This window comes from Variovorax sp. J22G73, from assembly GCF_030317035.1.
GTDB lineage: Bacteria > Pseudomonadota > Gammaproteobacteria > Burkholderiales > Burkholderiaceae_C > Variovorax.
The window spans coordinates 88667-110252 of record NZ_JASZYK010000016.1 but is presented as its reverse complement, the minus strand read 5'-3'; the positions used below and the strand labels follow the sequence as shown (position 1 = coordinate 110252).

Genomic DNA, 21586 nt, shown 5'->3' with positions numbered 1-21586 from the left:
GCTTCGATCCCTGGTTGTTCGACTGTGGAAATCATGCCTCGGCCTCGGCCCCCGCCCCCGCCTCCGCGCCGCGCGAGGCCACGCCTTCGTCGAGCAGCCATTCGCGAAACGCCGCGAAGGCCGGCAGGTCGAGGCGGTCGGGCCGGTAGCACAGGTAGTGACCCTGGTTGACGCTCACCGGCGTGCCGCAGGGGCTCAGGAGCGAGCCCTCGGCCATTTCTTCCTGCACCAGCAGCCGGGGCACCAGGCCGATGCCCAGCCCGTTGAGCGCGGCCTGGATCAGCGCCGAGTACTGCGCGAAGCGCGGGCCGGCCACGGTCTGAACCTCGGGCACGCCGTGCTGCGCGGCCCACTGGCGCCAGGCGGTGGGCGCGCCCTCGTGGTGCAGCAGCGTGTGGCCCAGGATGTCGGCGGGCTGCGCGATGCGGTGGCGCCCCTCGACCAGCGAGCGCGCCACGATCAGCACGAACTCGCGCCCCGCGATGTACTCCGACACCACGCCCGGCCAGCCGTCGGGCCCGTAGCGGATGGCCGCGTCCACGCCCGCGGGAATGCCGTCGCTGGGCTCCAGGTGGCGGCTGAAGCTCAGCATCACGTGGCGGCTCTTCTGGCTGAAGGCGGGCAGCCGCGGAATGAGCCACTTGGTGAGAAAGGTGGGCACGCTCGCCAGCGTGAGCAGGCCGGCGCCGGCATCGCCCGAGCGGGCCTCGAAGGTCGCGGTCTCGATGGCGCGCAGGCCGCCCGAAATCTTCTGCCAGTACACGCGCCCCTGCGGCGTGAGCTGCACGCCGCGGCCGTTCTTCTGCAGCAGCTCGCGGCCCAGGAAGGCCTCGAGCCCGGCGATCTGCTTGCTGACCGCGCTCACCGTGATGCACAGCGCGCCGGCCGCCAGCGTGATGCTCTGGTGCCGCGCCACGGCGTCGAAGGCCAGCAGCTCCTGGATGGTGGGGCAGTCGCGCTTCATCGCGCCGCCCCGCGCGCGCCCAAGCCTGCGCTGCGGCCTGGGCCCTGGCCCGCATGTGTGAAAGCTGCGTGAAAAACGCTTTCCAACTGCTCAAGTGTCATCATCCAACTTTCACCCATGAGTGCGCATGCGCTTCCTAGAATTCGGGGCATCGCTGCGGCAAGACCTGCGCAGACAGTAGCGCATCCGGAAAGTATGCCGGGCGCCGATGACACTGGAGACAACCTTGGTTCGCGGCATCTCGCTCATCTACGGCCTGTACCTGCTGCTGCCCATCGTGCTGCTGATGATCGGCAGCCTGGGCGGCAACTGGACCAACACGCTGCTGCCCACGGGCGTCACGGGGCAGTGGTACGTCGACCTGTGGCTCGACACCTCGTTTCGCAAGGCCTTCGTCAACAGCCTGGTGGTGGCGCTGGCGGCCTGCGCCATCAACACGGTGCTGGCGCTGCCGCTGGCCTATGCGCTGTACCACGGGGCGCGCCGCGGCGGCAGCCTGGCGGCGCGCATCGTGAGCGCCACGCCGGTGGCGGTGCCTCCCATCACCATGGCCTTCGGCTACATGATCGTCTTCAACACCGACCTGGCGCCCTGGCTGGGCTCGATGCCGCTGCTGATCGCCGCGCACGCCATCCTCACGCTGCCCTACCTCACCAACACGCTGCTGACCGACCTGCGCCACCTCGACCTGGGCCGGCTCGAGCAGGCGGCCGCCACGCTGGGCGCCTCGGGCTGGCAGCAGTTCAGCGGCATCGTGCTGCCCAGCCTGCGCCAGAGCCTGGTGAGCGGGCTGGTGATGGTGGCGGCCATTTCGGTGGGGGAGTTCGGCGTGTCGAACCTGCTCACGAGCTTCCAGAACCGCACCTACCCGGTGGTGCTGCTGCAGGCCTTCTACGGCGCGACGGGCTTCGCCTGCGCGGCCACGGTCATCCTCCTGGTGCTGGCGAGCGCGTCGGCGCTTCTTTCTTCCTCCCTGGTGAAGCAACGCGCGTAACCTGCCATGAGCCTTCTTCTCGACAACGTCAGCTACAACTACCCCGGCAGCACGCACGGCCTGCACGACGTGTCGCTCGACGTGCGCACGGGCGAGCTGGTCGCGGTGATCGGGCCCAGCGGCTCGGGCAAGTCGACCCTGCTGAAGCTGGTGGCCGGCCTGGAAACGGGCCACGCCGGGCGCATTGCGCTCGGCGGCGACGACATGTCGCGCACGCCGGTGCACCAGCGCCACATCGGCATGGTGTTCCAGAGCTACGCGCTCTTTCCGCACCTGAGCGTGCTCGACAACGTGGCCTACGGGCTCAAGCTGCGCAAGGTGGGCACGGCCGAGCGGCGCCAGCGCGCGCAGGAGCTGCTCGACATCGTGGGCCTGGGCGACTTCGCGCAGCGCGCCGTCGCGCAGCTCTCGGGCGGGCAGCAGCAGCGCGTGGCGCTGGCACGCGCGCTGGCCATCGACCCGCGCGCGCTGCTGCTCGACGAGCCGCTCTCGGCGCTCGACGCCAGCGTGCGCGGCCACCTGCGCGACCAGATCCGCGCCATTCAGCAGCGCTTCAACGCCACCACGCTGCTGGTCACGCACGACCAGGAAGAAGCGCTGGTCATGGCCGACCGCGTGGCCATGCTGAAGGACGGCCGGCTGCTGCAGATCGCGACGCCGCGCGACATCTACGAACACCCCGCGAGCCGTGCGGTGGCGGAGTTCGTCGGGCTCTCGACCATCCTGGGCGCGAAGGTGAGCGGCGCCGACCGCATCGACCTGGGCTTTGCCGAACTGGCCGCGCCCACGGGCACGCGCGCCTTCGGCGCGGCGGTGCACGTGCTGGTGCGCCCCGAACACATACAGCCCGACCCGGCGCCCGGCAGCGTGAACCTGCTGGCGGGGCGCACCGGCGCGCAGCGCTACCTGGGCGCGCTCACGCGCTACGACTTCGAGGTGCCCGGCGCCGCCAGGCCCTTTCTCGCCGAGTCGGCACGGCCGGCCGCGCAGGCCATTGCGATCGCGCCCGAACACCTTCGGCTGCTCGACAACTGATCTCTCGCTCTCTTTCGACTCCCTTTCGACTCTCTCTCGACCCTTTTCGACTCTCTTCCTCCAAGGAGCCACCATGCAACGCAGACATCTGATCCAGGCCGCCGGCGCACTGTCGCTGGCCGCCATCTCGGCCCACACCGCCTTCGCCTTCGACGGCCCCGAGCTCTACGCGGGCGAGAAGGCGCTGTATGCAGAAGCGCAGAAGGAAGGCCTGTGCGTCTCCTTCGACACCGGCCCCGAATGGGCCAACTGGAAGTCGCTGTTCGCCGCCTTCAAGAAGCGCTACCCCGAGATCGAGCTGACCTACAACGACATCGGCTCCGCCGCCACCGTGGTCGCGCTCGAGAAGACCAAACGCCGCCCGCAGGCCGACACCGCCTACTACTTCGCGGCCTCGGGCGTCGATGCCGCGAAGAAGGACGTGGTCGCGCCCTTCCAGCCCACCAACTTCGACAAGCTGCCGGCGGTGTTCCGCGAGGCCGAGGGCCGATGGTTCACCATCCACACGCTGAACATCGCCTTCCTGGTGAACAGGAAGCTGGTGAAGAACGTGCCCACCGGCTGGGCCGACCTGCTCAAGCCCGAGTTCAAGAGCACGGTGGTGTACCTCGACCCGCGCTCCACCGGCATCGGCCAGGTGCTGACCTTCGCCGCGGCCTACGCCAACGGCGGCAGCGTGGACAACGTGCAGCCCGGCACCGACTACCTGGGCAAGCTGCACTCGGCCGGCAACGTGCTGCGCGTGGAGGGCACCACGCCCTACGCCAAGTTCCTGAAGGGCGAGATCCCGGTGTGGATCAGCTACGAGAACGACGGCCTGAAGGCCAAGCACGTCGACGGCATGGGCGACGCGGTGGAGGTGGTGATTCCCAAGGAAGCCAGCGTGGCCGCGCCCTACGCCATCAGCCTGGTGAAGAACGGGCCGAACCCCAATGCCGGCAAGCTGTGGCTGAACTTCGTGATGAGCGAGGCCGGCCAGGCGCTGTTCGCGCAGGGCTTCGTGCGGCCGGCCGTGCCGGGCACGCCGCTGAGCGCCGACATCGCGGCCAAGATGCCGGCGGCGCCGCAGATTCGCCCGCTCGACGTGGTGAAGGCGTCGCAGCGCAAGGCCGAGGTCGACAAGCTCTGGGCGCAGGCCGCCCTGGGCAAGTAGGAAAGAAGAACCCGCCGTGATGCGACGCTTTGGCGCCTGGCCCGCATGGGCCTTCATGGCGCTGTTCTTCGCGGTGCCGCTCGCGGCGCTGCTGCCCGAGGCCTTCGGCGATGGCGGCAGCGCCTTCGCGCGGCTGTTCGGCAACCCGCTGTTCTTCGGCGCGCTGCGCAACACGCTGGGCCTGGGCCTGGCAGCGGGCGCGATATCGGCGCTGGTGGGCACCTGCATCGCCATCGAGCTGGCGCGCCAGCCCGAAGGCCGGCGCCAATGGATGATGACCTTGCTGGGCCTGCCGCTGGCCTTCTCGGGGCTGGTGATTGCCTACGGCTTCATCCTGGCCTTCGGCCGCGCGGGCTTCGTGACGCAGCTGCTCGCGGGGCTGGGGGCCGACCCGGCGGTGATCGGCAGCTGGATCTACAGCGTGTCGGGCCTGGGCTTTGCCTACGCCTACTACCTGATTCCGCGCGTGGCGCTGTCGCTGTACCCGGTGTTCGCCAACCTCGACCTGCGCCCGGCGCAGGCGGCGCGCACGCTGGGTGCGTCGAAGGCGCGCGCGTTCTGGGACACGGTGGTGCCCGAGGTGATGCCCTCGGTGCTGTCGAACGCCTGCATGGTGGCCGCGATTGCGATGGGCACCTACGGCACGGCGCTGGCGCTGGTGGGCACGCAGCTGAACATCCTGCCGCTGATGCTGCTGGCGCAGGTGGGCGACGGGGGATCGGACTTCGCGGTGGCGGCGGCCTTGTCGCTGGTGCTGATGGTGGTGTGTGTGATCGTGATGGGAGTGGGCGATGTCTTTACCAGAAGGCGCGAGCGCGGTGCTGTCGGCGCCGGTCACTGAGGCGCTGACGCGCCTGGCGCGCAGGCAGTGGGGCCCCACGCGCCACCGGCAACCGGTGGCCATGCTGGGCCCGGGCGACGGCGGCCCGGCCGAGTGCGAGGCCGCGTACGCGGTGGCGCACGCGCTGGCCGGCGCGGGCATGGCGGTGGTGTGCGGCGGGCGCGGCGGCGTGATGGCCGCGGCCTCGCGCGGCGCGGTGGAAGCCGGCGGCATCGCCGTGGGCATCCTGCCCGAGGACGACGACCGCAATGCCAACGAATGGCTCAGCGTGGCCATCCCCACCGGCATGGGCGAGATGCGCAACGGCATCATCGCGCGCAGCGGCGTGTGCCTGATCGCCATCGGCGGCAACATGGGCACGCTGTCCGAAATGGCGATGGGGTTGAAGTGGGGCAAGCCGGTGTTCGTGATGCATGGCGACGTGGCGCTGCCCGGCGCCGTGCAGGCCGCGGACGTGAACGACATGCTGGTGAAGGTGCTGGGCTGCCTGCTGGCCTGAGTTGCGGCCTGTTGCGCGTGTTGTCCGGGGCGGGTGAACAAGGCGACCGGCGCCAAGGCAAACCACGCGGCAGCCATTGCACAATGCCGCCATGCCCTACATGCCCACCTTCGTTGCTCCCGCCCGCTTCACCGACGCAGCCGCCGCGCTGGACCAGGTCAAGGCCATCTACCAGGGCGGCATCGCCCACCTGCGCGAGTCGATGCTGCGCTTCGTCGCCGGCGAGGCACTGCCCGGCCGGGTGCGGGCCTGCTACCCGTTCGTGCGGGTGCACACGCACACCGTGTCGCGCCACACGCCGCCGGCCAACGCGGGCCTGAGCTACGGCTTCGTGGCCGGCCCGGGCCGCTACGAGACCACGCTGACGCGGCCCGACCTGTTCTCGCGCTACTACCTCGACCAGTTTCGCCTGCTGCTTGAAAACCACCAGGTCGAGATCGAGGTGGGCACCAGCACGCAGCCCATTCCCATCCACTTCTCGTTCGCCGAGAACGACCACATCGAAGGCACGATGAGCAACGAGCGCCGCGCGCTCATGCGCGACGTGTTCGACCTGCCCGACCTGGGCGTGATGGACGACGGCATCGCCAACGGCACCTACGAGGCGCGCGACGGCGAGGCGCAGCCGCTGTCGCTGTTCACGGCGGCGCGCGTGGACTATTCGCTGCACCGCCTGCGCCACTACACGGGCACGGCGCCTGAGTGGTTCCAGAACTTCGTGCTGTTCACCAACTACCAGTTCTACATCGACGAGTTCGTGCGCCTGGGCCACGAGGCCATGGCCGACGAGAACAGCGAGTACGTGGCCTTCATCGAGCCGGGCAACGTCATCACGCGCCGGCGCGGCCTGGCGGCGGGGCAGAGCGACACCTTCGGCCACCTGCTCGACGGCAGCCAGGGCACGGCGCCGCCGCGGCTGCCGCAAATGCCTGCTTACCACCTGGTGCGCGAGGACTACAGCGGCATCACCATGACCAACATCGGCGTGGGCCCGGCCAATGCCAAGACCATCACCGACCACATCGCCGTGCTGCGCCCGCATGCGTGGATGATGCTGGGCCACTGCGCCGGCCTGCGCAACACGCAGCAGCTGGGCGACTACGTGCTGGCCCACGCCTACGTGCGCGAGGACCACGTGCTGGACGAAGAGCTGCCGCTGTGGGTGCCCATTCCGGCGCTGTCGGAAATTCAGCTGGCGCTGGAGCAGGCGGTGGCCGACGTCACGCGCTACGAGGGGCCCGACCTGAAGAAGATCATGCGCACCGGCACCGTGGCCAGCACCGACAACCGCAACTGGGAACTGCTGCCGGGCAACCAGCCGCAGCGCCGCTTCAGCCAGAGCCGCGCGGTGGCGCTCGACATGGAAAGCGCGACCATCGCGGCCAACGGCTTTCGCTTTCGCGTGCCCTACGGCACCCTGCTGTGCGTGAGCGACAAGCCGCTGCACGGCGAGATCAAGCTGCCCGGCATGGCCAACCACTTCTACCGCGAGCGCGTGGAGCAGCACTTGCGCATCGGCATGCGGGCCATCGAGATCTTGCGCGAAGAGGGCTCCACCCGCTTGCACAGCCGCAAGTTGCGCAGTTTTGCCGAGGTGGCGTTCCAGTAAGCGGCAGCGGCGCGGCGCCTTGCGCACAGGCGGGCCGCGCCCCAAAACCCCCGCGTCCATCAGGGTTTGTCCCTGCCCGCGGGCGTGCATGAATGCACCGTTTCGCGGACATCATCCGGTTTCCCCACAGAAAACCGGAAACAAGATGCCCCAGTCGCCTTCCGTTCCTCTCTCGCGCCGCAGCTTCTCGGCATGGATCGCGGCTTCTGCCGCAGCAGCAGGCGCAGGGCAAGCCGCGTTGTGGCCCGGGGCGGCGCGCGCGGCGGATGCGCCGCAGAGCAGCAGGCTGCGCATCGTGATTCCCGCCAACGAAGGCGGTGGCTGGGACCAGACCGGCCGCGCGCTCGGCGCCGCGCTGGTGGCCTCGGGCGCCGTGGGCGGCGTGGTGTACGAGAACATCGGCGGCAAGGGCGGCACCATCGGCCTGGCCAAGTACGCGGAAAAATACGACGCCGACCCCGAGACCCTGCTCATCAGCGGCATGGTCATGGTGGGCGCGGTGGCGCTGCAGAAGCCCGCGGTGACCATGGCCAGCGTGTCGCCGATCGCGCGGCTCACCAGCGACTACGAGGTGGTGGCGGTGAAGGCCGATTCCCCCATCAAGACACCCAAGGACCTGATCGCGCAGCTGCGCGCCGATGCCGCCAACACCGTCATCGCGGGCGGCTCGGCCGGTGGCGTGGACCACATGTACGCCGGCATGCTGGCGCGCGTGGCGGGCGCGTCGTCCACCCTGTCCTACCTGCCGCACCCGGGCGGCGCGGAGGTGGTGGCGGCGCTGGACTCGGGCAAGGCGGTGGCCGGCATCTCGGGCTACAGCGAATTCAGCGAGAGCCTGGCCAGCGGCAAGCTGCGCGCCATCGGCGTGTCGTCGAAGCATCCGTTCCAGGGCATCACCTCGGTGCGCGAACAGGGCGTGGACGCCGACCTGGCCAACTGGCGCGGCGTGATGACGGGCAAGAAGGTGCCGCCGTACCGCAAGGCCGTGCTGCTCGACGCCGTGCGCAAGGCCACCACCCACGAGCTGTGGGCCAAGACCATCAAGCGCAACAACTGGGACCCGTACTGGATGGCGGGCAAGGACTTCGAGAGCTTCCTCGAACTCGACACCGCCATGGCCGGCCCGCTGATCTACCTGCTCAAGCTGAAGGCCTGAGTTCTCCTGCGGCGCTCCTGCTGCACCCCGCGCTCGTTTTGCTTCAGGCGAACAGCTCGGGCATTTCGCGCTGCGCCTTCGGCGTGAGCACCAGCGCCCGCCCGTCGAGCTCCTGGCGCACCCAGCCGCGGCGCAGCGACAGCTGCAGCCACGCCGCCCCCAGCGCGCCGCCCAGGTGCGGGCGCCGCTCGCTCCAGTCGAGGCAGGCGCAGGCGAAGCGGCGGCGTGACCGCCGCACCGCATCGACCTCGACACCCAGGCTTTCCAGCGCGATGGCGCCGTCGGGCGTGAGCTCGTAGGAGCCGCTGTGCAGGCCGCTGAGCCAGCCCTGCGCGTGCAGCCGGTCGTGCAGCGCCACGCCGGCGGTGCCCGCCATGTGGTCGTAGCAGGTGCGCGCGCTGCGCAGGCGGCTGGGCGTGCTGGGCACGAAGCTGGCCGTGGAAGGTGCACTCTGCCCGCTCGGTGCTCGTGGCGCGCCGGCCAGCACCATCAGGCTTTCGAGCGCGGCCGCCACCTCGTCGCTGGCCAGGCGAAAGTAGCGGTGCTTGCCCTGCACGAGCAGCTCGACCAGCCGCTCGTCCTTCAGCCGCGCCAGGTGCGCGCTCGCGGTGGACGCGGCCACCTCGGCCACGGTGGCGAGTTCGGTGGCCGTGCGCGCGTGGCCGTCCATCAGGCAGCCCAGCATGCGGGCGCGCGCCGGCTCGGCGATGGCGCCGGCCAGGCGGGCGAGCTGGAAATCGGCGGAAGAATCGGGTGACGTGGAGGTGTCCATGCGCGCATCGTAAAACGGCGCTGCATCCGACACTTCGCTCGCGGGCGAAGTGTGGCGGCGGCGCCGATCGCACACTGCGGCCATGAAACAAGCCACCCCCGATGCATCCGATGCACCCGACACCACGATCGACCCGGTCGCCGCCGCCACGCATGCCGACCCCTACCCGTACTACGCCGCCCTGCGCGAAGGCCCGCCGCTCGCCTGGCACGACGCCCTGCGCGTGTGGGTCGCGAGCCGGGCCGAGGTCGTCGCGCAGGTGCTGCAGGCGCACGGCCCGCTGCGCGTGCGGCCGGCCGCCGAGCCGGTGCCGCGCGCCATCGTGGGCAGCGCGGCCGGCGAGGTGTTCGGCCACCTGGTGCGCATGAACGACGGCGCAGCGCATGCGGCGCACCGGCCCGCGTTGCAGCGCGGACTGGTAGGGCTCGACCTGAACGCGGTGCGCGAAGCGGCGCTGCGGGTGGCGCAGCGCGTGCCGCGCGAGCAGCCGTTGTCGGACACGCTGTTCTCGATGCCAGTGCGCGCCGTGGCGCACCTGCTGGGCTTTGCCGACGATGCGTTGCCGCAGGTCGACCGGTGGATGCGCGACTTTGTCGCCTGCCTGTCGCCGCTGTCCACGGCGGCGCAGTTGCAAGGGGCCAGCGCCGCGGCGGGCGAACTGATGACGCGTTTCGAGGCGCTGGTTGCCGGTGCGCCACCACGCCGCGGCTCGTTGCTCGAGGGTGTGCTGGCCGGTGTGCCGGCAGAAAGCGCGGCGCCGTCGCGCGCGCTGCTCGCGAACCTCGTCGGGCTGCTGTCGCAGACCTGCGACGCCACGGCGGGCCTGCTCGGCAACAGCCTCGTCGCGCTGATGCGCGAGCCCGCGCTGCGTGCCGAGACCCGCACGCGCGACGGGCTGCAGGCCATCGTCGAAGAAACCGCACGGCACGACCCTTCGGTGCAGAACACGCGGCGCTTCGTGGTGGAGCCCGTCGCCATCGCCGGCACCACGCTGGCCGCGGGCGATGCGGTGCTGGTGCTGCTCGCCTCGGCCAACCGCGACCCCGGCTTCAACCCAACGCCCGACCGCTTCGTGATCGTGCGCGCGCAGCGGCGCATGCTCGGCTTCGGCCACGGCATGCACGCCTGCCCCGGCCAGGCACTCGCCTGCACGCTGGCGGCGGCCGGGCTCGAAGCCTTGCTGCAACGCGCGCCCGACCTCGAAGCGCAGCGCCAGCGCGGCTGGGGCTACCGGCCGTCGGCCAACGCGCGCATTCCGGTGTTCCACTGACCGGTACCCGCAAGGTGCGGCGACAGCGCGGCATCGCCCCAGCGCAGCGGCAGGGCTGCGGGGCGGCGCAGCGCGTGCGTCACATGAAAGCGCATCAGCCGCTCCGCGCCCTCGAAGGCCTCGACCTCGGGGCCGTTCCACACGATCTCGGCCGTGACCGCCAGGTGCAGCAGGTCACCGCTGTCGAAGTCGATGAAGAGCAGCCCCGCGCGCGGGTGCACCGCCAGGTTGCCCAGCGTGTTGAAGAAGCGGTTGCCGTTGAAGTCGGGCACGGTGAGCGTGTCGTCGCCGTCGATGCGCACGAAGCCAGGGCGGCCGCCGCGGTGCGACACGTCGACGCCGTGCGAACTCGCGTCGGCCTCGTCGCCTTGCGCCACTTCGTTCGGGTACGCGGTGGCGATGAACAGCGTGTCGGCGCTGCCGATGAGGCGGTGCGCGGCCAGGTCGAGCTTGTCGAGCCACTGCACCGGCGGCTCGCCGCCACGCGCCGGGGCCGGCACCGGCTCGCGCGCCTGGATGTAGCGCGGGCAATTGCCGAAGCTCTGCTGCACCGCGACCATGAACCCGCCTGCATCGAGCGACTCGACCGTGCCGTTCATGCGGTTGCGCCGCCGCGTGTGCGGCTCGATGCCGAGCAGGCCCAGCAGCGCGCCCTGCTTCAGCTGGCCCGCCAGCGGATCGCCCGCCGCGGGCAAGGCGCCGACATGCAGGTGCGCGGCGTCGGGCGACTGCATGAAGCCGGCCGGCGCGGCCAGCGCGCTGGCCCAGGGCTGCAGTTCGGCGTCGAGGCTGCCCACCACCAGGAACGGCAGCTGCGCGAAGAATGCGCGGTGCTGCTCGGGCATGCGGTCGCGGATGATGCGCGAGCCGAATTCCTCCATCTGCTCGCGCGAACCCGCGAGGGTCTGCAGCGCGCGCTCGCCTGCATGGAAGGGCGCGGCGATCATGCGACCGCCTCCGGCCGCGCCGGTGTACCAGCCGGCGTGCGCGCTGGTGTGCCAGCCATGGGCACGAAGCCCGGCAAGGCCTCCACCCGTTCGAGCCAGCCCCGCACCTGCGCATAGGCCTCCAGCGACACGCCGCCCTCGGGCGCATGCGCCACGTACGCGTAGTTCGCGATGTCGGCCAGCGTGGCGTGCTCGCCCGCGAGGAAGGGCTGCGACTGCAGGTGCTGCTCCATCACCGAGAGCAAGGCATGCGCGCGCGTGGCGATCTCGGTGGCGTCACCGCCCTTGCCGAACAGCGCCAGGATGCGGGCCGCCGCGGGGCCGTTGGCCAGCGGGCCGGCCGCCACCGAGAACCAGCGCTGCACGCGCGCCGCGCCCACCGCGTCGCGCGGCATCCAGCGCGCGGGGTCGCTCGCGTAGCGCTCGTTCAGGTACATCAGGATGGCGTTGGAATCGGCCAGCACCAGCTCGCCGTCTTCGATCACCGGCACCTGGCCGAAAGGGTTGAGCGCGAGGAACGCGGGCGTGCGGTTTTCGCCGCCGCCCAGGTCGAGCTCGATGTGTTCGAAGGGCAGGCCCAGCATGGCCAGGAACAGGCTCACGCGGTGCACGTGGCCCGACAGCGCGAAGCCGTGGAGCTTGATGGGCTGAGGGGTCTGCTCCAGGGGGCGGGTGACATCGGCGTTCATGCGGCGGCTTTCTGGCGTGGAGGTTGCAGGCGTTTAGGTTCGCAAGCCTCGATTGTTCTCTCTTGCGCCGAATGAATGAATAGCCATTGCTGTATTTGACTGCTGCGTTTTCCGGTTTAATCGCGGCCATGGACCGTTTCAAAGCCATGCAGACCTTCGTGCAGATTGCCGACCAGGGCAACCTGACCCGCGCCGCCGCGGCGCTCGGCACGTCGTTGCCCGTGGTGGTGCGATCGCTGGCCGCGCTGGAGGCGCACCTGGGCGTGCGGCTGTTCCACCGCACCACGCGCCGCCTGTCGCTCACCGAGGAAGGCCGCCACTACCTGCCGAGCGCGCGCGACGTGCTGCACGCGGCCGACGCCGCCGACCTGGCGCTGAAGGCCGAGGCGCGCGAGCCGGCGGGGCAGCTCACCATCGCGGCGCCGGTGCTGTTCGGCCACATGTACGTGGCGCCGGCCATCGTGCGCTTCATGCAGCGCCACCAGAAGGTGCGCTGCAGCGTGCGGCTGCACGACCGCGCGGTGAACCTGCTGGAAGAAGGCGTGGACGTGGCCATCCGCATCAGCCCGCTGGAAGACTCGTCGTTGGTGGCGCAGACGCTGGGCACCATCCGCCGCGTGGTGGCCGCGAGCCCCGCCTTTCTCGCGCAGCACGGCATGCCGCGCCACCCGCGCGAGCTCGAAGGCGCGCCCTGCGTGCGCGGGCGCGTCGACGCGCCCTCGCAGTGGCTGTTCCGCGAGGGCGGCAAGTCGATCGGCGTGACGCCGGACGCCCGGCTGGAGTTCAACCACATCGCGCCGGCCATCGAGGCCTGCGCGGCGGGCATGGGCTTCGGCACCTTCTTCTCCTACCAGGTGCTGCCGCATGTGGCGCAGGGCCGGCTGGCGCTGGTGCTGGAAGACTTCGAGCCGCAGCCGCGGCCGGTGAACGTGATCTACCCGAACGCGCGGCTGCTGCCGGCGCGCACCCGCGCGTTCATCGAGTGGATGAAGGCGGAGTTCAGCGGGCTCAGGCTCTAGCGTTCGGCCGGCGCGGCCGGGTCTTTCGGGTCCGCCGGGTCGTCTGGCGGCAGCAGGTAGGGCGCGAGCCAGTCGATGTTCGGCAGCTCGCGGCTGTCGTGCAGGCACACCTCCGAATGCTGCTTCAGCAGCGGCCAGCCGCCGTGCGCCAGCTGCTGCGCGAGCGCCTCGACGCGGGCATCGAAGCCGGCCTGCGGCTCGCGGCTGCGCAGCGTGACGAAGCAGGTGTCGCGCAAGTTGTCGCGCGACAGCTGCGCGCCGTGCTGCTTGCACAGGGCCTGCAGGGCGGCCATGTCGTTCGGCTGGCGCAGCTTGCCGCGCCACTCGAAATACCGGCCCTGGTAGCCGCCGTAGCCGTGATGGCCGTGCTCGCCATGGGTTCCGCTGGGGCCGAAGCGCTCCAGGTCCTGCACCGGCGCATCGACCTTCACGTCGAGTACGGCCACGCCCGCATGCGCCAGCCATTGCGCGAGCGCCATCGCTTCGGCGCGGGCCTCTTCCAGGTCGGCGCGCAGCCAGGCAGTGGCCGAGGGCTGGCGCTGCGGCGGCGGCCCACCGGGCGGGTGGCCATGCGAGTCTGGATGCGGATGTGGCTGCGGATGGTGGTGGTCGATCAGCAACGGCCGCAGGCCGACCTGCTCGCAGGTGGCGACGAACAGCGGAATCTGCGAATCGTGCAGCGCGCCGCAGGTCAGCTGCAGCTCCAGCATGCCCTTCATTGCGGCACCGCCGCTTCGGGCAACGGCTTGCCGTCGCACAGCGCGGCGGCGTCCAGCGCCATGCCGCGCACCGCCTCTTCGAGGCCCAGGTTCAGCACCGTCATGAACTCCCCGTTGCCGCTGGCGAAGTTGGTGCGCGTGCCCATGCCGTGGTACTGCCGCACCACGGTCTCGCCGCCGGGCAGGCGGTAGCCCACCTTGAGCACCACGTGCGACACCAGGTTCAGGTCGACCGACCAGGCGTGCGCGAGGCGCAGCGCGACCTCCGCCGTGACCTGCCTGGGCGCCGGGTTGCCGGGCGGGGGCGCGGCCACCGGCTGAAAGCCGTAGCGGCGGGTCGACAGCAGCGCGCCGCGCGTCCACGCGGTGGCGTCGCCGCTGCGCAGCGACTGCACCGAGCGGGGCGTGGCATGCACGGTCGGCAGCATCACGGTGAGGTTGCCGACGTTGGCCTTGTTGCTGCGCGCGTCCTCGATGCGGGGCAGGTACAGCGTGCAGCCGCGCACCAGCCGCACGGGTGCATTGGCCGCGGACTCGGGCTGCTCGGCCCGCGCCGAGGCCTCGGGCGCGGTCTCGAAGACCATGGGCAGCGGCTCGCTCTCGGTCACGGCGCGCGAGACGCCCGGTAGCGTGCTCAGCAGCACGCCGAGCAGGCACGGCACCAAGGCGGTCGAAGGCCGCCCCCTCACGGCGCCGCGCTCCGCACCGAGTACAGGGCGCCGTCCTGGTCGCGGAACAGCACGCGCCCCGGCTGCTCGTCGAAGCTGTTGCCGGCCAGCGTGACCCACGAGCCGTTGACGTTGAAGCGCGCGGTCTTCACGCCGGCGGAGCGGGCGCCCGCGATGTCCATGGCCAGCGCATGCAGCGTCTGCGCGAGCGACTCGCGCATCACGCCGCGCAGCACCTGGGCGTCGTTGGCCGTGAGCCGCCGAATGACGGCCGAGCGCGCGGTGCCGCCGATGGGCGTCTGGAAGATGACCGACGCGCGGTAGCTCGGCTCGCTGCGCCCGTCCTGCCACAGCAGGGCCGAGGTGCGCGTGGTGAAGGCGCCCAGGCCGGGCTCCAGCGCGTACTGCATCAGCAGCTGCAGGTAGGCCGGGCCGCCGCGGGTGGCGGCGATGCGCGCGTCCTGCTCGGCCTTCAGCGGCATGGCCGCGAGCAGCTGCGAGGAGCGGACCTTCAGCGGAAACGTGGTCGGCTCGGCCAGCGCGATGTCCAGGGCCTTGGCGGCTTCGACGCGGTAGTCGTAGTCGAGCAGCGGACCGACGATGGCCTGCACCTCGGCGCTCATGGCCTTCTGGCGCGACTGCTGCACCGACGAATCGATCAGCGCGCCGACCAGGCCGCCGCCCAGGGCCGCGCTCATGCCGGGCGGCTGCGCGGAGAACATGAAGCTCTCCTGCGCGACGACCACGCGCACGTCGACCTCCTGCACCTTGCCGCGGTCGGCCGAGGCCAGGGGTTTGTGAATCGGTGAAAAGGGGGCGCAGGCGCCCAGCGACAACAACGCAAGCGGCGCGAACCATGCGAACCACGCGAGCCGAAAACGCAGCATTCCTTGGGCCTCCCCCCGCCAAATGCAGATTGGCAAAAACTGTTATCGATTGTGACGCCGCCGGCTGCACCCAAGTTGCGCCGCTTGTCCATCGATTGAAGCGATGGGACGCGCTGTTGCGCGGCTGCGTCAGAATGGCCGCGTGCCGCCCTCCTCCCTCCCCACCCCACCCCCCGCGTCTTCACCTTCGTCTTCACCTGCGTCTTCGCCTTCGTCGTCCCTTCCACCGTCCCCGCTCTTTCGCGCGAGCCAGCTGCGCAAGCGCTACGGCGACACCACCGTGGTCGACGACCTGTCGTTCGAGATCGCGCCCGGCGAATGCCTGGGCGTGATCGGCCCGAACGGCGCGGGCAAGACCACCACCATCCGCATGTGCCTGGGGCTGACCGCGCCCGACGGCGGCACCATCGAGGCGCTGGGCCTGCAGATGCCGCGCGACGCGCTGGCCATCAAGGCGCAGCTGGGCGTGGTCACGCAGTTCGACACGCTGGACCCCGACTTCAGCTGCGCCGAGAACCTGGTGGTGTACGGCCGCTACTTCGGTTTCGGCAAGGCGCAGGTGCGCGCGCGCGTGCCGCAGCTGCTGGAGTTCGCGGCGCTCTCGCACAAGGCCGACGCCAAGCCCGGCGAGCTCTCGGGCGGCATGCGCCGGCGGCTGTCGCTGGCGCGCGCGCTGGTCAACGACCCCAAGCTGCTGCTGCTCGACGAGCCCACCACCGGGCTCGACCCGCAGGCGCGCCACCTGATGTGGGAGCGGCTGCAGGTGCTGCTGCAGCAGGGCAAGTCGATCTTGCTGACCACGCACTTCATGGACGAGGCCGAGCGCCTGTGCTCGCGGCTGCTGGTGCTCGACCACGGCCGCAAGATCGCCGAAGGCAAGCCGCGCGACCTGATCGCCGAGCACCTGGAGCCCGACGTGGTCGAGGTGTACGGCAACGGCGCGCTGGCGCTGGCCGAATCGGCCGAGCTGAAGGCAATGGCGGCGCGCGTGGAGGTAAGCGGCGAGACGGTGTTCTTCTACACGCAGGACGCGCGCCGGCTGCTCGACGCGCTCACCCGGCACGGCGGGCTGCGCACCTTCCACCGGCCGGCGAACCTGGAAGACCTTTTCCTGAAACTCACGGGTCGCCAGATTCGCGAGGACGGCTAGACCATGAACACGACGACCTCGACCAATACGACCACCACGACATCCACCGAAACAGCGAACCCGTCCGCCATCGCGCCCACGCCTTCGGTGTGGCGCGCGCCCGAACTCTCGATGCGCTGGTGGCCCGTGTTCCTGCGCAACCTGCTGGTGTGGCGCAAGCTGGCCATTCCGAGCCTCATCGGCAACATCGCCGAGCCGCTGATCTGGCTGGTGGCCTTCGGCTACGGCATGGGCGCGCTGGTGGGGCAGGTGGCGGTCGACGGGGTGAAGGTGCCCTACATCCTGTTCCTGGCCAGCGGCTCGATCTGCATGAGCGCGATGAACGCGGCCAGCTTCGAGGCGCTGTACTCGGCCTTCTCGCGCATGCACGTGCAAAAGACCTGGGACGGCATCATGAACGCGCCGGTGGGGCTGGACGACATCGTGCTGGCCGAGATGCTGTGGGCGGCGTTCAAGTCGATCTTCACGGTGACCGCCATCCTGTTCGTGATGCTCGGGCTGGGCATCAGCCACAGCCCGAAGCTCGTCGTCGCGTGGCTGGTGCTGATCGGCGCGGGCATCACCTTCTCGTCGATCGCGCTGATCTTCAACGCGCTGGCCAAGGGCTACGACTTCTTCACCTACTACTTCACGCTGTTCATGACGCCGATGATGTTCCTGAGCGGCGTGTTCTTTCCGCTCGAACAGCTGCCCGCGGCCGTGAAGGCGGTGGCCGCCTGGCTGCCGCTGACCAACGCGGTGGCGCTGGTGCGCCCGCTGTTCATGGACCAGTGGCCCGCCGACTGGTGGCTGCACGCGGCGGTGCTGGCGGTGTACGCGGTGGCGGCGTTCTGGCTGGCGCTGGCGCTCACGCGCAGGCGGTTCAGGGGCTGAACAGCCGCCATCTGCAGCAGGCCGAGAGGCTGTTCCACCCGCGCGTCAGAGGCTGTAACGGGGCCGGCCACAGAGGGTCTTCGGTGTAGACTGCCGAGTTTTTCGGACTGGCGGTAACTGGCTGTATGGCGCAAGTTTCAGGGCGCACAGGATTCAACGGCTCGGCGCTCGTTCGCTTGCTTTCACGGCTCTCGCAGGTCGATGTTCGCGAGCCCCGGCAAGTCACCGCGGACCGGCTGAGCCAATGGTTCGGCTGGACCGATGCCATCTCACTTTCCGCCGCATTGAACGGCACCCCGGCGGCCTCGCCGTCCGGTGCGCGCGCGAGCATGGGCAAGGGCGCCGACGCGGAAGCGAACGAATGTAACCGTGTGCGCGCGGCGCTCACGAGCGCCATCGTGCAGGACAGCACGTTCGTGCAGGCGCCTGCGGCCGCTTCGACGGCCTCATCCAAAACGCCCAAAGCGTCCAACACGCCCAAGGCGCTCAACACGCCCAACACGCCGAAGGCCGCCATCGCCCTCACGCCCGGCCCCGAAGGCCCGAAGGACATCGCCATCGACCCCCAGGCCGCGCCGACCGCACCGCTCCCGCTGACCGACTTCGCCCCCTACCGGCAGCGCTACCTCGCGCGCCAGCAGGCGATGGACGCGGCCGTCGGCCCGTTGCGCGGCCGGCTGCGCGCCCGGCTGGCGGGCAAGTCGCCCGCCATGGCGCGGCTCGCGGCGGTCGACGTGGTCATGGAGCAGGTGCTGGGCGCGCAGGAGCGCAGCCTGCTGGGCAGCGTGCCCACCCTGCTCGAAAAGCATTTCAAGCGCCTGCGCCAGGCCGCCCCCGAGGGCTGGCTCGACGCCTTCCACCAGGACGCACGCGACGTGCTGCTGGCGGAACTCGAACTCCGATTCCAACCTGTGGACGGGCTGCTCGAAGCCCTTCGCGCAGAACACAAAGACATTCCCCAATGAACAGAATCCTTCATCACGCGGTCATGGCCGCGGGCCTGGCCGTGGTGGCCTGGGCCGGCGCGGGCTACATCGGCTCGAACCCGCTGGCGCTCGGCGTCACTTTGCTGGTCGGTGCGTTCTACGTGATGGGGGCGCTGGAGCTGCACCGCTTCCACCAGGCCACCTCCACCTTGAGCAAGGCCGTGGCCGAGCTGAACGCGCCGCCGGCCAGCCTGGGCGCATGGCTGGCCCAGCTGCACCCCTCGCTGCAGAACGCGGTGCGCCTGCGCATCGAGGGAGAGCGCGTGGGCCTGCCCGGCCCGGCGCTGACGCCGTACCTCGCCGGCTTCCTGGTGCTGCTGGGCATGCTGGGCACCTTCCTGGGCATGGTCGTCACGCTGAAGGGCACGGGCATCGCGCTGGAAAGCTCGACCGACCTGCAATCCATTCGCGCCTCGCTTTCCGCGCCGGTGAAGGGCCTGGGCCTGGCCTTCGGCACCTCGGTGGCGGGCGTGGCCGCATCGGCGATGCTGGGCTTTGCCTCGGCGTTGAGCCGGCGCGAGCGCATGCAGGCCGGGCAATTGCTCGACAGCAAGATAGCGACCACCCTGCGCCCGTACTCGCAGGTGCACCAGCGCGAAGAGTCCTTCAAGCTGCTGCAGCGCCAGGCCGAGGCCATGCCCGAACTGGTGGGCCAGCTGCAGGCCGTGATGGCCGCCATGGAGCGCCAGAGCCTGGCGCTGAACGAGCGCCTTGCCGCGGGGCAGGACAACTTCCACCACCGCACCGAGGCCGCCTACGTCGGGCTGGCCGCGTCCGTCGACAAGTCGCTGCAGCACAGCCTGACCGAGAGCGCGCGGATCGCGAGCGCGGCGATCCAGCCCGTGGTCGAGGCCACCATGGCCGGCATCGCGCGCGAAACGGCCTCGCTGCACGACACGCTCGCGCAAACGGTGCAGCAGCAGCTCGACGGTCTTTCGAACCGCTTCGAGGCCACCACCGGCCGCGTGGCCGACACCTGGAAGCTGGCGCTCGCCGAGCACCAGCGCACCACCGAGGCTTTGTCCAGCGACGTGCGCGGCGCGCACGACCGCCTGGCCCAGGCCTTCGGCGAGCGCTCGGCCGAACTGGTGGGCAGCGTGGCCGCGCGGCTCGAAGGCACCGTGGCCACCGTGTCGGACACCTGGGGCAGCGCGCTGGCGCAGCACCAGCGCGCCAGCGAGAAGCTGTCCGCCGACACGCAGCAGGCCCTCACCGCCGCGGCCGCCACCTTCGAGCAGCATTCCGCCTCGCTGCTGGGCACCGTCGGCCAGGCGCACACCGAGCTGCAGGGCGCGCTCGCTTCGCGCGACGAACAGCGCCTGGGCGCGTGGAGCCAATCGCTGGCGTCGATGGCCGATGCGCTGCGCCACGAATGGCAACAGGCCGGTGCGAACACGCTGGCGCAGCAGCAGCACCTGCTGGAGACCATGGCGCAGACCGCGCGCGAAATGTCGGCCCAGACCGAAGCGCATGCGAAGAGCACCACCGCGGAAATCGCGCAGCTGCTGCAGGCCGCCGCCGAGGCGCCACGCGTCGCGGGCGAAGTGATGGTGTCGGTGCGCGAGAAGCTCGCCGACAGCATGGACAGCTGGCAGGCCACCCTGGCCGAACACCAGCGCACGACCGAGGCGCTGTCCGCCGATGTGCGCGGCGCGCACGACCAGCTCGCGCAGACCTTCGGCGAGCGCTCGGGTGCGCTGGTCGACAGCGTGGCGGCGCGGCTCGAAAGCGCCGTCGGCACCGTGTCGACCACCTGGGGCAGCGCCCTGGCGCAGCACCAGCAGGCGAGCGAGAAGCTGTCGGCCGACACGCAGCAGGCGCTCACCGCCGCCGCCGCCACCTTCGAGGCGCATTCCGCCTCGCTGCTTGGCACCGTGGGCCAGGCGCACGCCGAGCTGCAGACCGGGCTGGTGGCGCGCGACGAGCAGCGACTGTCCGCCTGGACGCAGTCGCTCGCGTCGGTGGCCGATACGCTGCAGCACGAATGGCGGCAGGCCGGCGCGAACACGCTGGCGCAGCAGCAGCAACTGCTGGAGACCATGGCGCAGACCGCGCGCGAAATGTCCGCGCAGAACGACGCGCACGCCAGGAGCACCACGGCCGAGATCGCGCAGCTGCTGCAGGCCGCCTCCGACGCGCCCCGCGTCGCGGCCGAGGTGGTGGCCGAGCTGCGCCAGAAGCTCTCCGACAGCATGGCGCGCGACAACGCGATGCTCGAGGAGCGCAGCCGCATCCTCGAGACGCTGTCCACCCTGCTCGACGCGGTGAACCACGCCTCCACGGAGCAGCGCGCCGCGGTCGATTCGCTGGTGGCCGCGTCGGCCGACGTGCTCGAGCGCGTGGGCAGCCGCTTCACCGAGAAGATCGACGAGGAAACGAACCGCATGTCGGGCGTGGCCGCGCAGATCGCGGGCGGCGCCGTGGAAGTGGCCAGCATGGGCGAGGCCTTCGGCCTGGCGGTGCAGCTGTTCAGTGAATCGAACGACAAGATGGCCGCGCAGCTGCAGCGCATCGAAGGCGCGCTGGGCAAGTCGATTTCGCGCAGCGACGAGCAGCTGGAGTACTACGTGGCGCAGGCGCGCGAGGTGATCGACCTGAGCATCATGTCGCAGAAGCAGATCGTGGAAGACCTGCAGCGCGTTGCCGACCGGCAGGCGGCCGTGGGCAGCGAGGCGTGATGCACGACCAACTCGACGGTGCGGACGGTGGGGACGGCGGCACCGAGCCGGGCGTGCCCGTATGGGCGGTGTTCGGCGACCTGATGTCGGGCCTGCTGGGCGCCTTCGTGCTCATCCTGGTGTGCGCGCTGGGCATGCAGCTGGAGCTGGCGACCAAGCTCGAGTCGGAGGTGCAGCAGCGCGAGGCCGAGGCCAAGCGCCGCCAGACGCTCGAAGAGGCGCTGGCGGGCCCGCTGGCGGCGGGCCGCGTCACGCTGACCAACGGGCGCATCGGCATCAGCGGCAACGTGCTGTTCGCCTTCAACTCGGCCGACCTGCAGCCCGAAGGGCGGCAGTTGCTCAAGAGCCTGGCCGGCCCGCTGTCGGCGTACCTGCGCTCGCGCGACGAGATCCTGATGGTGAGCGGCTTCACCGACGACCGGCAGATGCGCGACAACGCGCGCCAGTTCGCGGACAACTGGGAGCTGTCGGCGCAGCGCGCGCTCACGGTGACGCGCGCGCTCATCGAGTCGGGCGTGCCCTCGTCGTCGATCTTCGCGGCGGCCTTCGGCGCGGAACAGGCCGTGGCGTCGAATGCCGACGCCGACGGCCGCTCGAAGAACCGGCGCGTGGAAATGGCGCCCACGCCGCGGCCCTCGCGGTCGGGCATGGGGATGGGCACGAAAGCCCGCGAGTAG

Annotated in this window: 21 protein-coding genes; 14 read left to right on the top strand and 7 right to left on the bottom strand. The window is 70.7% G+C overall.

The features are described from left to right. Positions 1–31: 31 nt before the first annotated feature. Entirely contained in the window at positions 32–964 is a 933-nt protein-coding gene (locus QTI51_RS34505) for a LysR substrate-binding domain-containing protein (RefSeq protein ID WP_116910177.1), read from the bottom strand. 208 nt (positions 965–1172) lie between these two features. Here QTI51_RS34505 and QTI51_RS34500 point away from each other — a divergent pair, with 208 nt between their 5' ends. The 7 genes from QTI51_RS34500 (at position 1173) to QTI51_RS34470 (ending at position 8251) form a co-directional block, all read left to right on the top strand. Then, positions 1173–1958: an ABC transporter permease gene (locus QTI51_RS34500; RefSeq protein ID WP_116910178.1), complete on the top strand. Its 786-nt coding sequence runs from the start codon at positions 1173–1175 to the stop codon at positions 1956–1958. Positions 1959–1964: 6 nt separating this feature from the next. Then, positions 1965–2993 carry an ABC transporter ATP-binding protein gene (locus QTI51_RS34495; RefSeq protein WP_116910179.1) on the top strand — a complete coding sequence of 343 codons (1029 nt, stop codon included), beginning with the start codon at positions 1965–1967 and terminating at the stop codon, positions 2991–2993. Between the two features lie 73 nt (positions 2994–3066). Next, a complete protein-coding gene (locus QTI51_RS34490) occupies positions 3067–4146 on the top strand; it encodes an extracellular solute-binding protein (protein WP_116910180.1) in 1080 nt (359 codons plus the stop codon). 19 nt (positions 4147–4165) lie between these two features. Further along, positions 4166–4987, top strand: coding sequence for an ABC transporter permease (locus tag QTI51_RS34485; protein WP_116910181.1), 822 nt, complete (start codon positions 4166–4168; stop codon positions 4985–4987). Continuing rightward, positions 4938–5486: a TIGR00725 family protein gene (locus tag QTI51_RS34480; RefSeq protein WP_116910182.1), complete on the top strand. Its 549-nt coding sequence runs from the start codon at positions 4938–4940 to the stop codon at positions 5484–5486. Before QTI51_RS34485 ends, QTI51_RS34480 begins: the two co-directional genes overlap by 50 nt. Positions 5487–5577: 91 nt before the next feature. Next, positions 5578–7095, top strand: coding sequence for an AMP nucleosidase (locus QTI51_RS34475; RefSeq protein WP_116910183.1), 1518 nt, complete (start codon positions 5578–5580; stop codon positions 7093–7095). Between the two features lie 145 nt (positions 7096–7240). Next, positions 7241–8251 carry a Bug family tripartite tricarboxylate transporter substrate binding protein gene (locus QTI51_RS34470; RefSeq protein WP_207786712.1) on the top strand — a complete coding sequence of 337 codons (1011 nt, stop codon included), beginning with the start codon at positions 7241–7243 and terminating at the stop codon, positions 8249–8251. Positions 8252–8294: 43 nt separating this feature from the next. Here QTI51_RS34470 and QTI51_RS34465 read toward each other — a convergent pair whose 3' ends face one another. Beyond that, positions 8295–9023 carry an ArsR/SmtB family transcription factor gene (locus tag QTI51_RS34465; protein WP_286517523.1) on the bottom strand — a complete coding sequence of 243 codons (729 nt, stop codon included), beginning with the start codon at positions 9021–9023 and terminating at the stop codon, positions 8295–8297. A gap of 82 nt (positions 9024–9105) precedes the next feature. Between QTI51_RS34465 and QTI51_RS34460 the strand changes: the two genes are divergently transcribed. Further along, positions 9106–10293, top strand: coding sequence for a cytochrome P450 (locus tag QTI51_RS34460; protein WP_116910184.1), 1188 nt, complete (start codon positions 9106–9108; stop codon positions 10291–10293). On the opposite strand, the gene QTI51_RS34455 is transcribed toward QTI51_RS34460, so the two are convergent. Together QTI51_RS34455 and QTI51_RS34450 are read right to left on the bottom strand one after the other, a co-directional pair. Further along, positions 10251–11240 (bottom strand): pyridoxamine 5'-phosphate oxidase family protein, encoded by a 990-nt coding sequence (locus QTI51_RS34455; protein WP_116910185.1) that lies wholly within the window; start codon positions 11238–11240, stop codon positions 10251–10253. The two genes, QTI51_RS34460 and QTI51_RS34455, sit on opposite strands and share 43 nt — an antisense overlap. Then, positions 11237–11929: a glutathione S-transferase family protein gene (locus tag QTI51_RS34450; protein ID WP_116910186.1), complete on the bottom strand. Its 693-nt coding sequence runs from the start codon at positions 11927–11929 to the stop codon at positions 11237–11239. The genes QTI51_RS34455 and QTI51_RS34450 overlap by 4 nt, the downstream gene beginning before the upstream one ends. A gap of 128 nt (positions 11930–12057) precedes the next feature. Here QTI51_RS34450 and QTI51_RS34445 point away from each other — a divergent pair, with 128 nt between their 5' ends. Beyond that, entirely contained in the window at positions 12058–12948 is an 891-nt protein-coding gene (locus QTI51_RS34445; RefSeq protein WP_116910187.1) for a LysR family transcriptional regulator, read from the top strand. Here the strand turns inward: QTI51_RS34445 and QTI51_RS34440 are convergent. The 3 genes from QTI51_RS34440 to QTI51_RS34430 are packed head-to-tail and all read right to left on the bottom strand — an operon-like array spanning position 12945 to position 15222. Further along, complete coding sequence (locus tag QTI51_RS34440; RefSeq protein ID WP_207786713.1) at positions 12945–13667, bottom strand: hypothetical protein; 723 nt, start codon at positions 13665–13667, stop codon at positions 12945–12947. The two genes, QTI51_RS34445 and QTI51_RS34440, sit on opposite strands and share 4 nt — an antisense overlap. Then, positions 13664–14329 carry a hypothetical protein gene (locus tag QTI51_RS34435; protein WP_286517517.1) on the bottom strand — a complete coding sequence of 222 codons (666 nt, stop codon included), beginning with the start codon at positions 14327–14329 and terminating at the stop codon, positions 13664–13666. Before QTI51_RS34435 ends, QTI51_RS34440 begins: the two co-directional genes overlap by 4 nt. A 23-nt stretch (positions 14330–14352) precedes the next feature. Further along, complete coding sequence (locus QTI51_RS34430; RefSeq protein WP_116910189.1) at positions 14353–15222, bottom strand: hypothetical protein; 870 nt, start codon at positions 15220–15222, stop codon at positions 14353–14355. Positions 15223–15325: 103 nt separating this feature from the next. Here QTI51_RS34430 and QTI51_RS34425 point away from each other — a divergent pair, with 103 nt between their 5' ends. From QTI51_RS34425 to QTI51_RS34405, 5 genes are all read left to right on the top strand, one after another. Beyond that, positions 15326–16372, top strand: a complete 1047-nt coding sequence (locus QTI51_RS34425; protein WP_503011572.1) for an ATP-binding cassette domain-containing protein — start codon at positions 15326–15328, stop codon at positions 16370–16372. Between the two features lie 3 nt (positions 16373–16375). Beyond that, a complete protein-coding gene (locus QTI51_RS34420; RefSeq protein WP_116910190.1) occupies positions 16376–17245 on the top strand; it encodes an ABC transporter permease in 870 nt (289 codons plus the stop codon). 125 nt (positions 17246–17370) lie between these two features. Further along, the gene (locus tag QTI51_RS34415; protein WP_116910191.1) at positions 17371–18210 is read left to right on the top strand and encodes a DUF3348 domain-containing protein; all 840 of its coding nucleotides are present in this window, start codon (positions 17371–17373) and stop codon (positions 18208–18210) included. Further along, entirely contained in the window at positions 18207–20909 is a 2703-nt protein-coding gene (locus tag QTI51_RS34410; protein ID WP_116910192.1) for a DUF802 domain-containing protein, read from the top strand. The genes QTI51_RS34415 and QTI51_RS34410 overlap by 4 nt, the downstream gene beginning before the upstream one ends. Next, on the top strand, positions 20909–21586 hold the full coding sequence (locus QTI51_RS34405) for an OmpA family protein (RefSeq protein WP_116910193.1): 678 nt from the start codon (positions 20909–20911) through the stop codon (positions 21584–21586). The genes QTI51_RS34410 and QTI51_RS34405 overlap by 1 nt, the downstream gene beginning before the upstream one ends.

What these genes read in the sequence shown, in the direction of transcription:
- QTI51_RS34440 (WP_207786713.1), bottom strand. Translation starts at nt 13,667, where the DNA reads ATGAAGGGCATGCTGGAGCTGCAGCTGACCTGCGGCGCGCTGCACGAT.
- QTI51_RS34460 (WP_116910184.1), top strand. Translation starts at nt 9,106, where the DNA reads ATGAAACAAGCCACCCCCGATGCATCCGATGCACCCGACACCACGATC.
- QTI51_RS34470 (WP_207786712.1), top strand. Translation starts at nt 7,241, where the DNA reads ATGCCCCAGTCGCCTTCCGTTCCTCTCTCGCGCCGCAGCTTCTCGGCA.
- QTI51_RS34475 (WP_116910183.1), top strand. Translation starts at nt 5,578, where the DNA reads ATGCCCTACATGCCCACCTTCGTTGCTCCCGCCCGCTTCACCGACGCA.
- QTI51_RS34490 (WP_116910180.1), top strand. Translation starts at nt 3,067, where the DNA reads ATGCAACGCAGACATCTGATCCAGGCCGCCGGCGCACTGTCGCTGGCC.
- QTI51_RS34425 (WP_503011572.1), top strand. Translation starts at nt 15,326, where the DNA reads ATGGGACGCGCTGTTGCGCGGCTGCGTCAGAATGGCCGCGTGCCGCCC.
- QTI51_RS34480 (WP_116910182.1), top strand. Translation starts at nt 4,938, where the DNA reads ATGTCTTTACCAGAAGGCGCGAGCGCGGTGCTGTCGGCGCCGGTCACT.
- QTI51_RS34455 (WP_116910185.1), bottom strand. Translation starts at nt 11,240, where the DNA reads ATGATCGCCGCGCCCTTCCATGCAGGCGAGCGCGCGCTGCAGACCCTC.
- QTI51_RS34410 (WP_116910192.1), top strand. Translation starts at nt 18,207, where the DNA reads ATGAACAGAATCCTTCATCACGCGGTCATGGCCGCGGGCCTGGCCGTG.
- QTI51_RS34420 (WP_116910190.1), top strand. Translation starts at nt 16,376, where the DNA reads ATGAACACGACGACCTCGACCAATACGACCACCACGACATCCACCGAA.
- QTI51_RS34465 (WP_286517523.1), bottom strand. Translation starts at nt 9,023, where the DNA reads ATGGACACCTCCACGTCACCCGATTCTTCCGCCGATTTCCAGCTCGCC.
- QTI51_RS34415 (WP_116910191.1), top strand. Translation starts at nt 17,371, where the DNA reads ATGGCGCAAGTTTCAGGGCGCACAGGATTCAACGGCTCGGCGCTCGTT.
- QTI51_RS34505 (WP_116910177.1), bottom strand. Translation starts at nt 964, where the DNA reads ATGAAGCGCGACTGCCCCACCATCCAGGAGCTGCTGGCCTTCGACGCC.
- QTI51_RS34485 (WP_116910181.1), top strand. Translation starts at nt 4,166, where the DNA reads ATGCGACGCTTTGGCGCCTGGCCCGCATGGGCCTTCATGGCGCTGTTC.
- QTI51_RS34500 (WP_116910178.1), top strand. Translation starts at nt 1,173, where the DNA reads ATGACACTGGAGACAACCTTGGTTCGCGGCATCTCGCTCATCTACGGC.
- QTI51_RS34405 (WP_116910193.1), top strand. Translation starts at nt 20,909, where the DNA reads ATGCACGACCAACTCGACGGTGCGGACGGTGGGGACGGCGGCACCGAG.
- QTI51_RS34430 (WP_116910189.1), bottom strand. Translation starts at nt 15,222, where the DNA reads ATGCTGCGTTTTCGGCTCGCGTGGTTCGCATGGTTCGCGCCGCTTGCG.
- QTI51_RS34495 (WP_116910179.1), top strand. Translation starts at nt 1,965, where the DNA reads ATGAGCCTTCTTCTCGACAACGTCAGCTACAACTACCCCGGCAGCACG.
- QTI51_RS34450 (WP_116910186.1), bottom strand. Translation starts at nt 11,929, where the DNA reads ATGAACGCCGATGTCACCCGCCCCCTGGAGCAGACCCCTCAGCCCATC.
- QTI51_RS34445 (WP_116910187.1), top strand. Translation starts at nt 12,058, where the DNA reads ATGGACCGTTTCAAAGCCATGCAGACCTTCGTGCAGATTGCCGACCAG.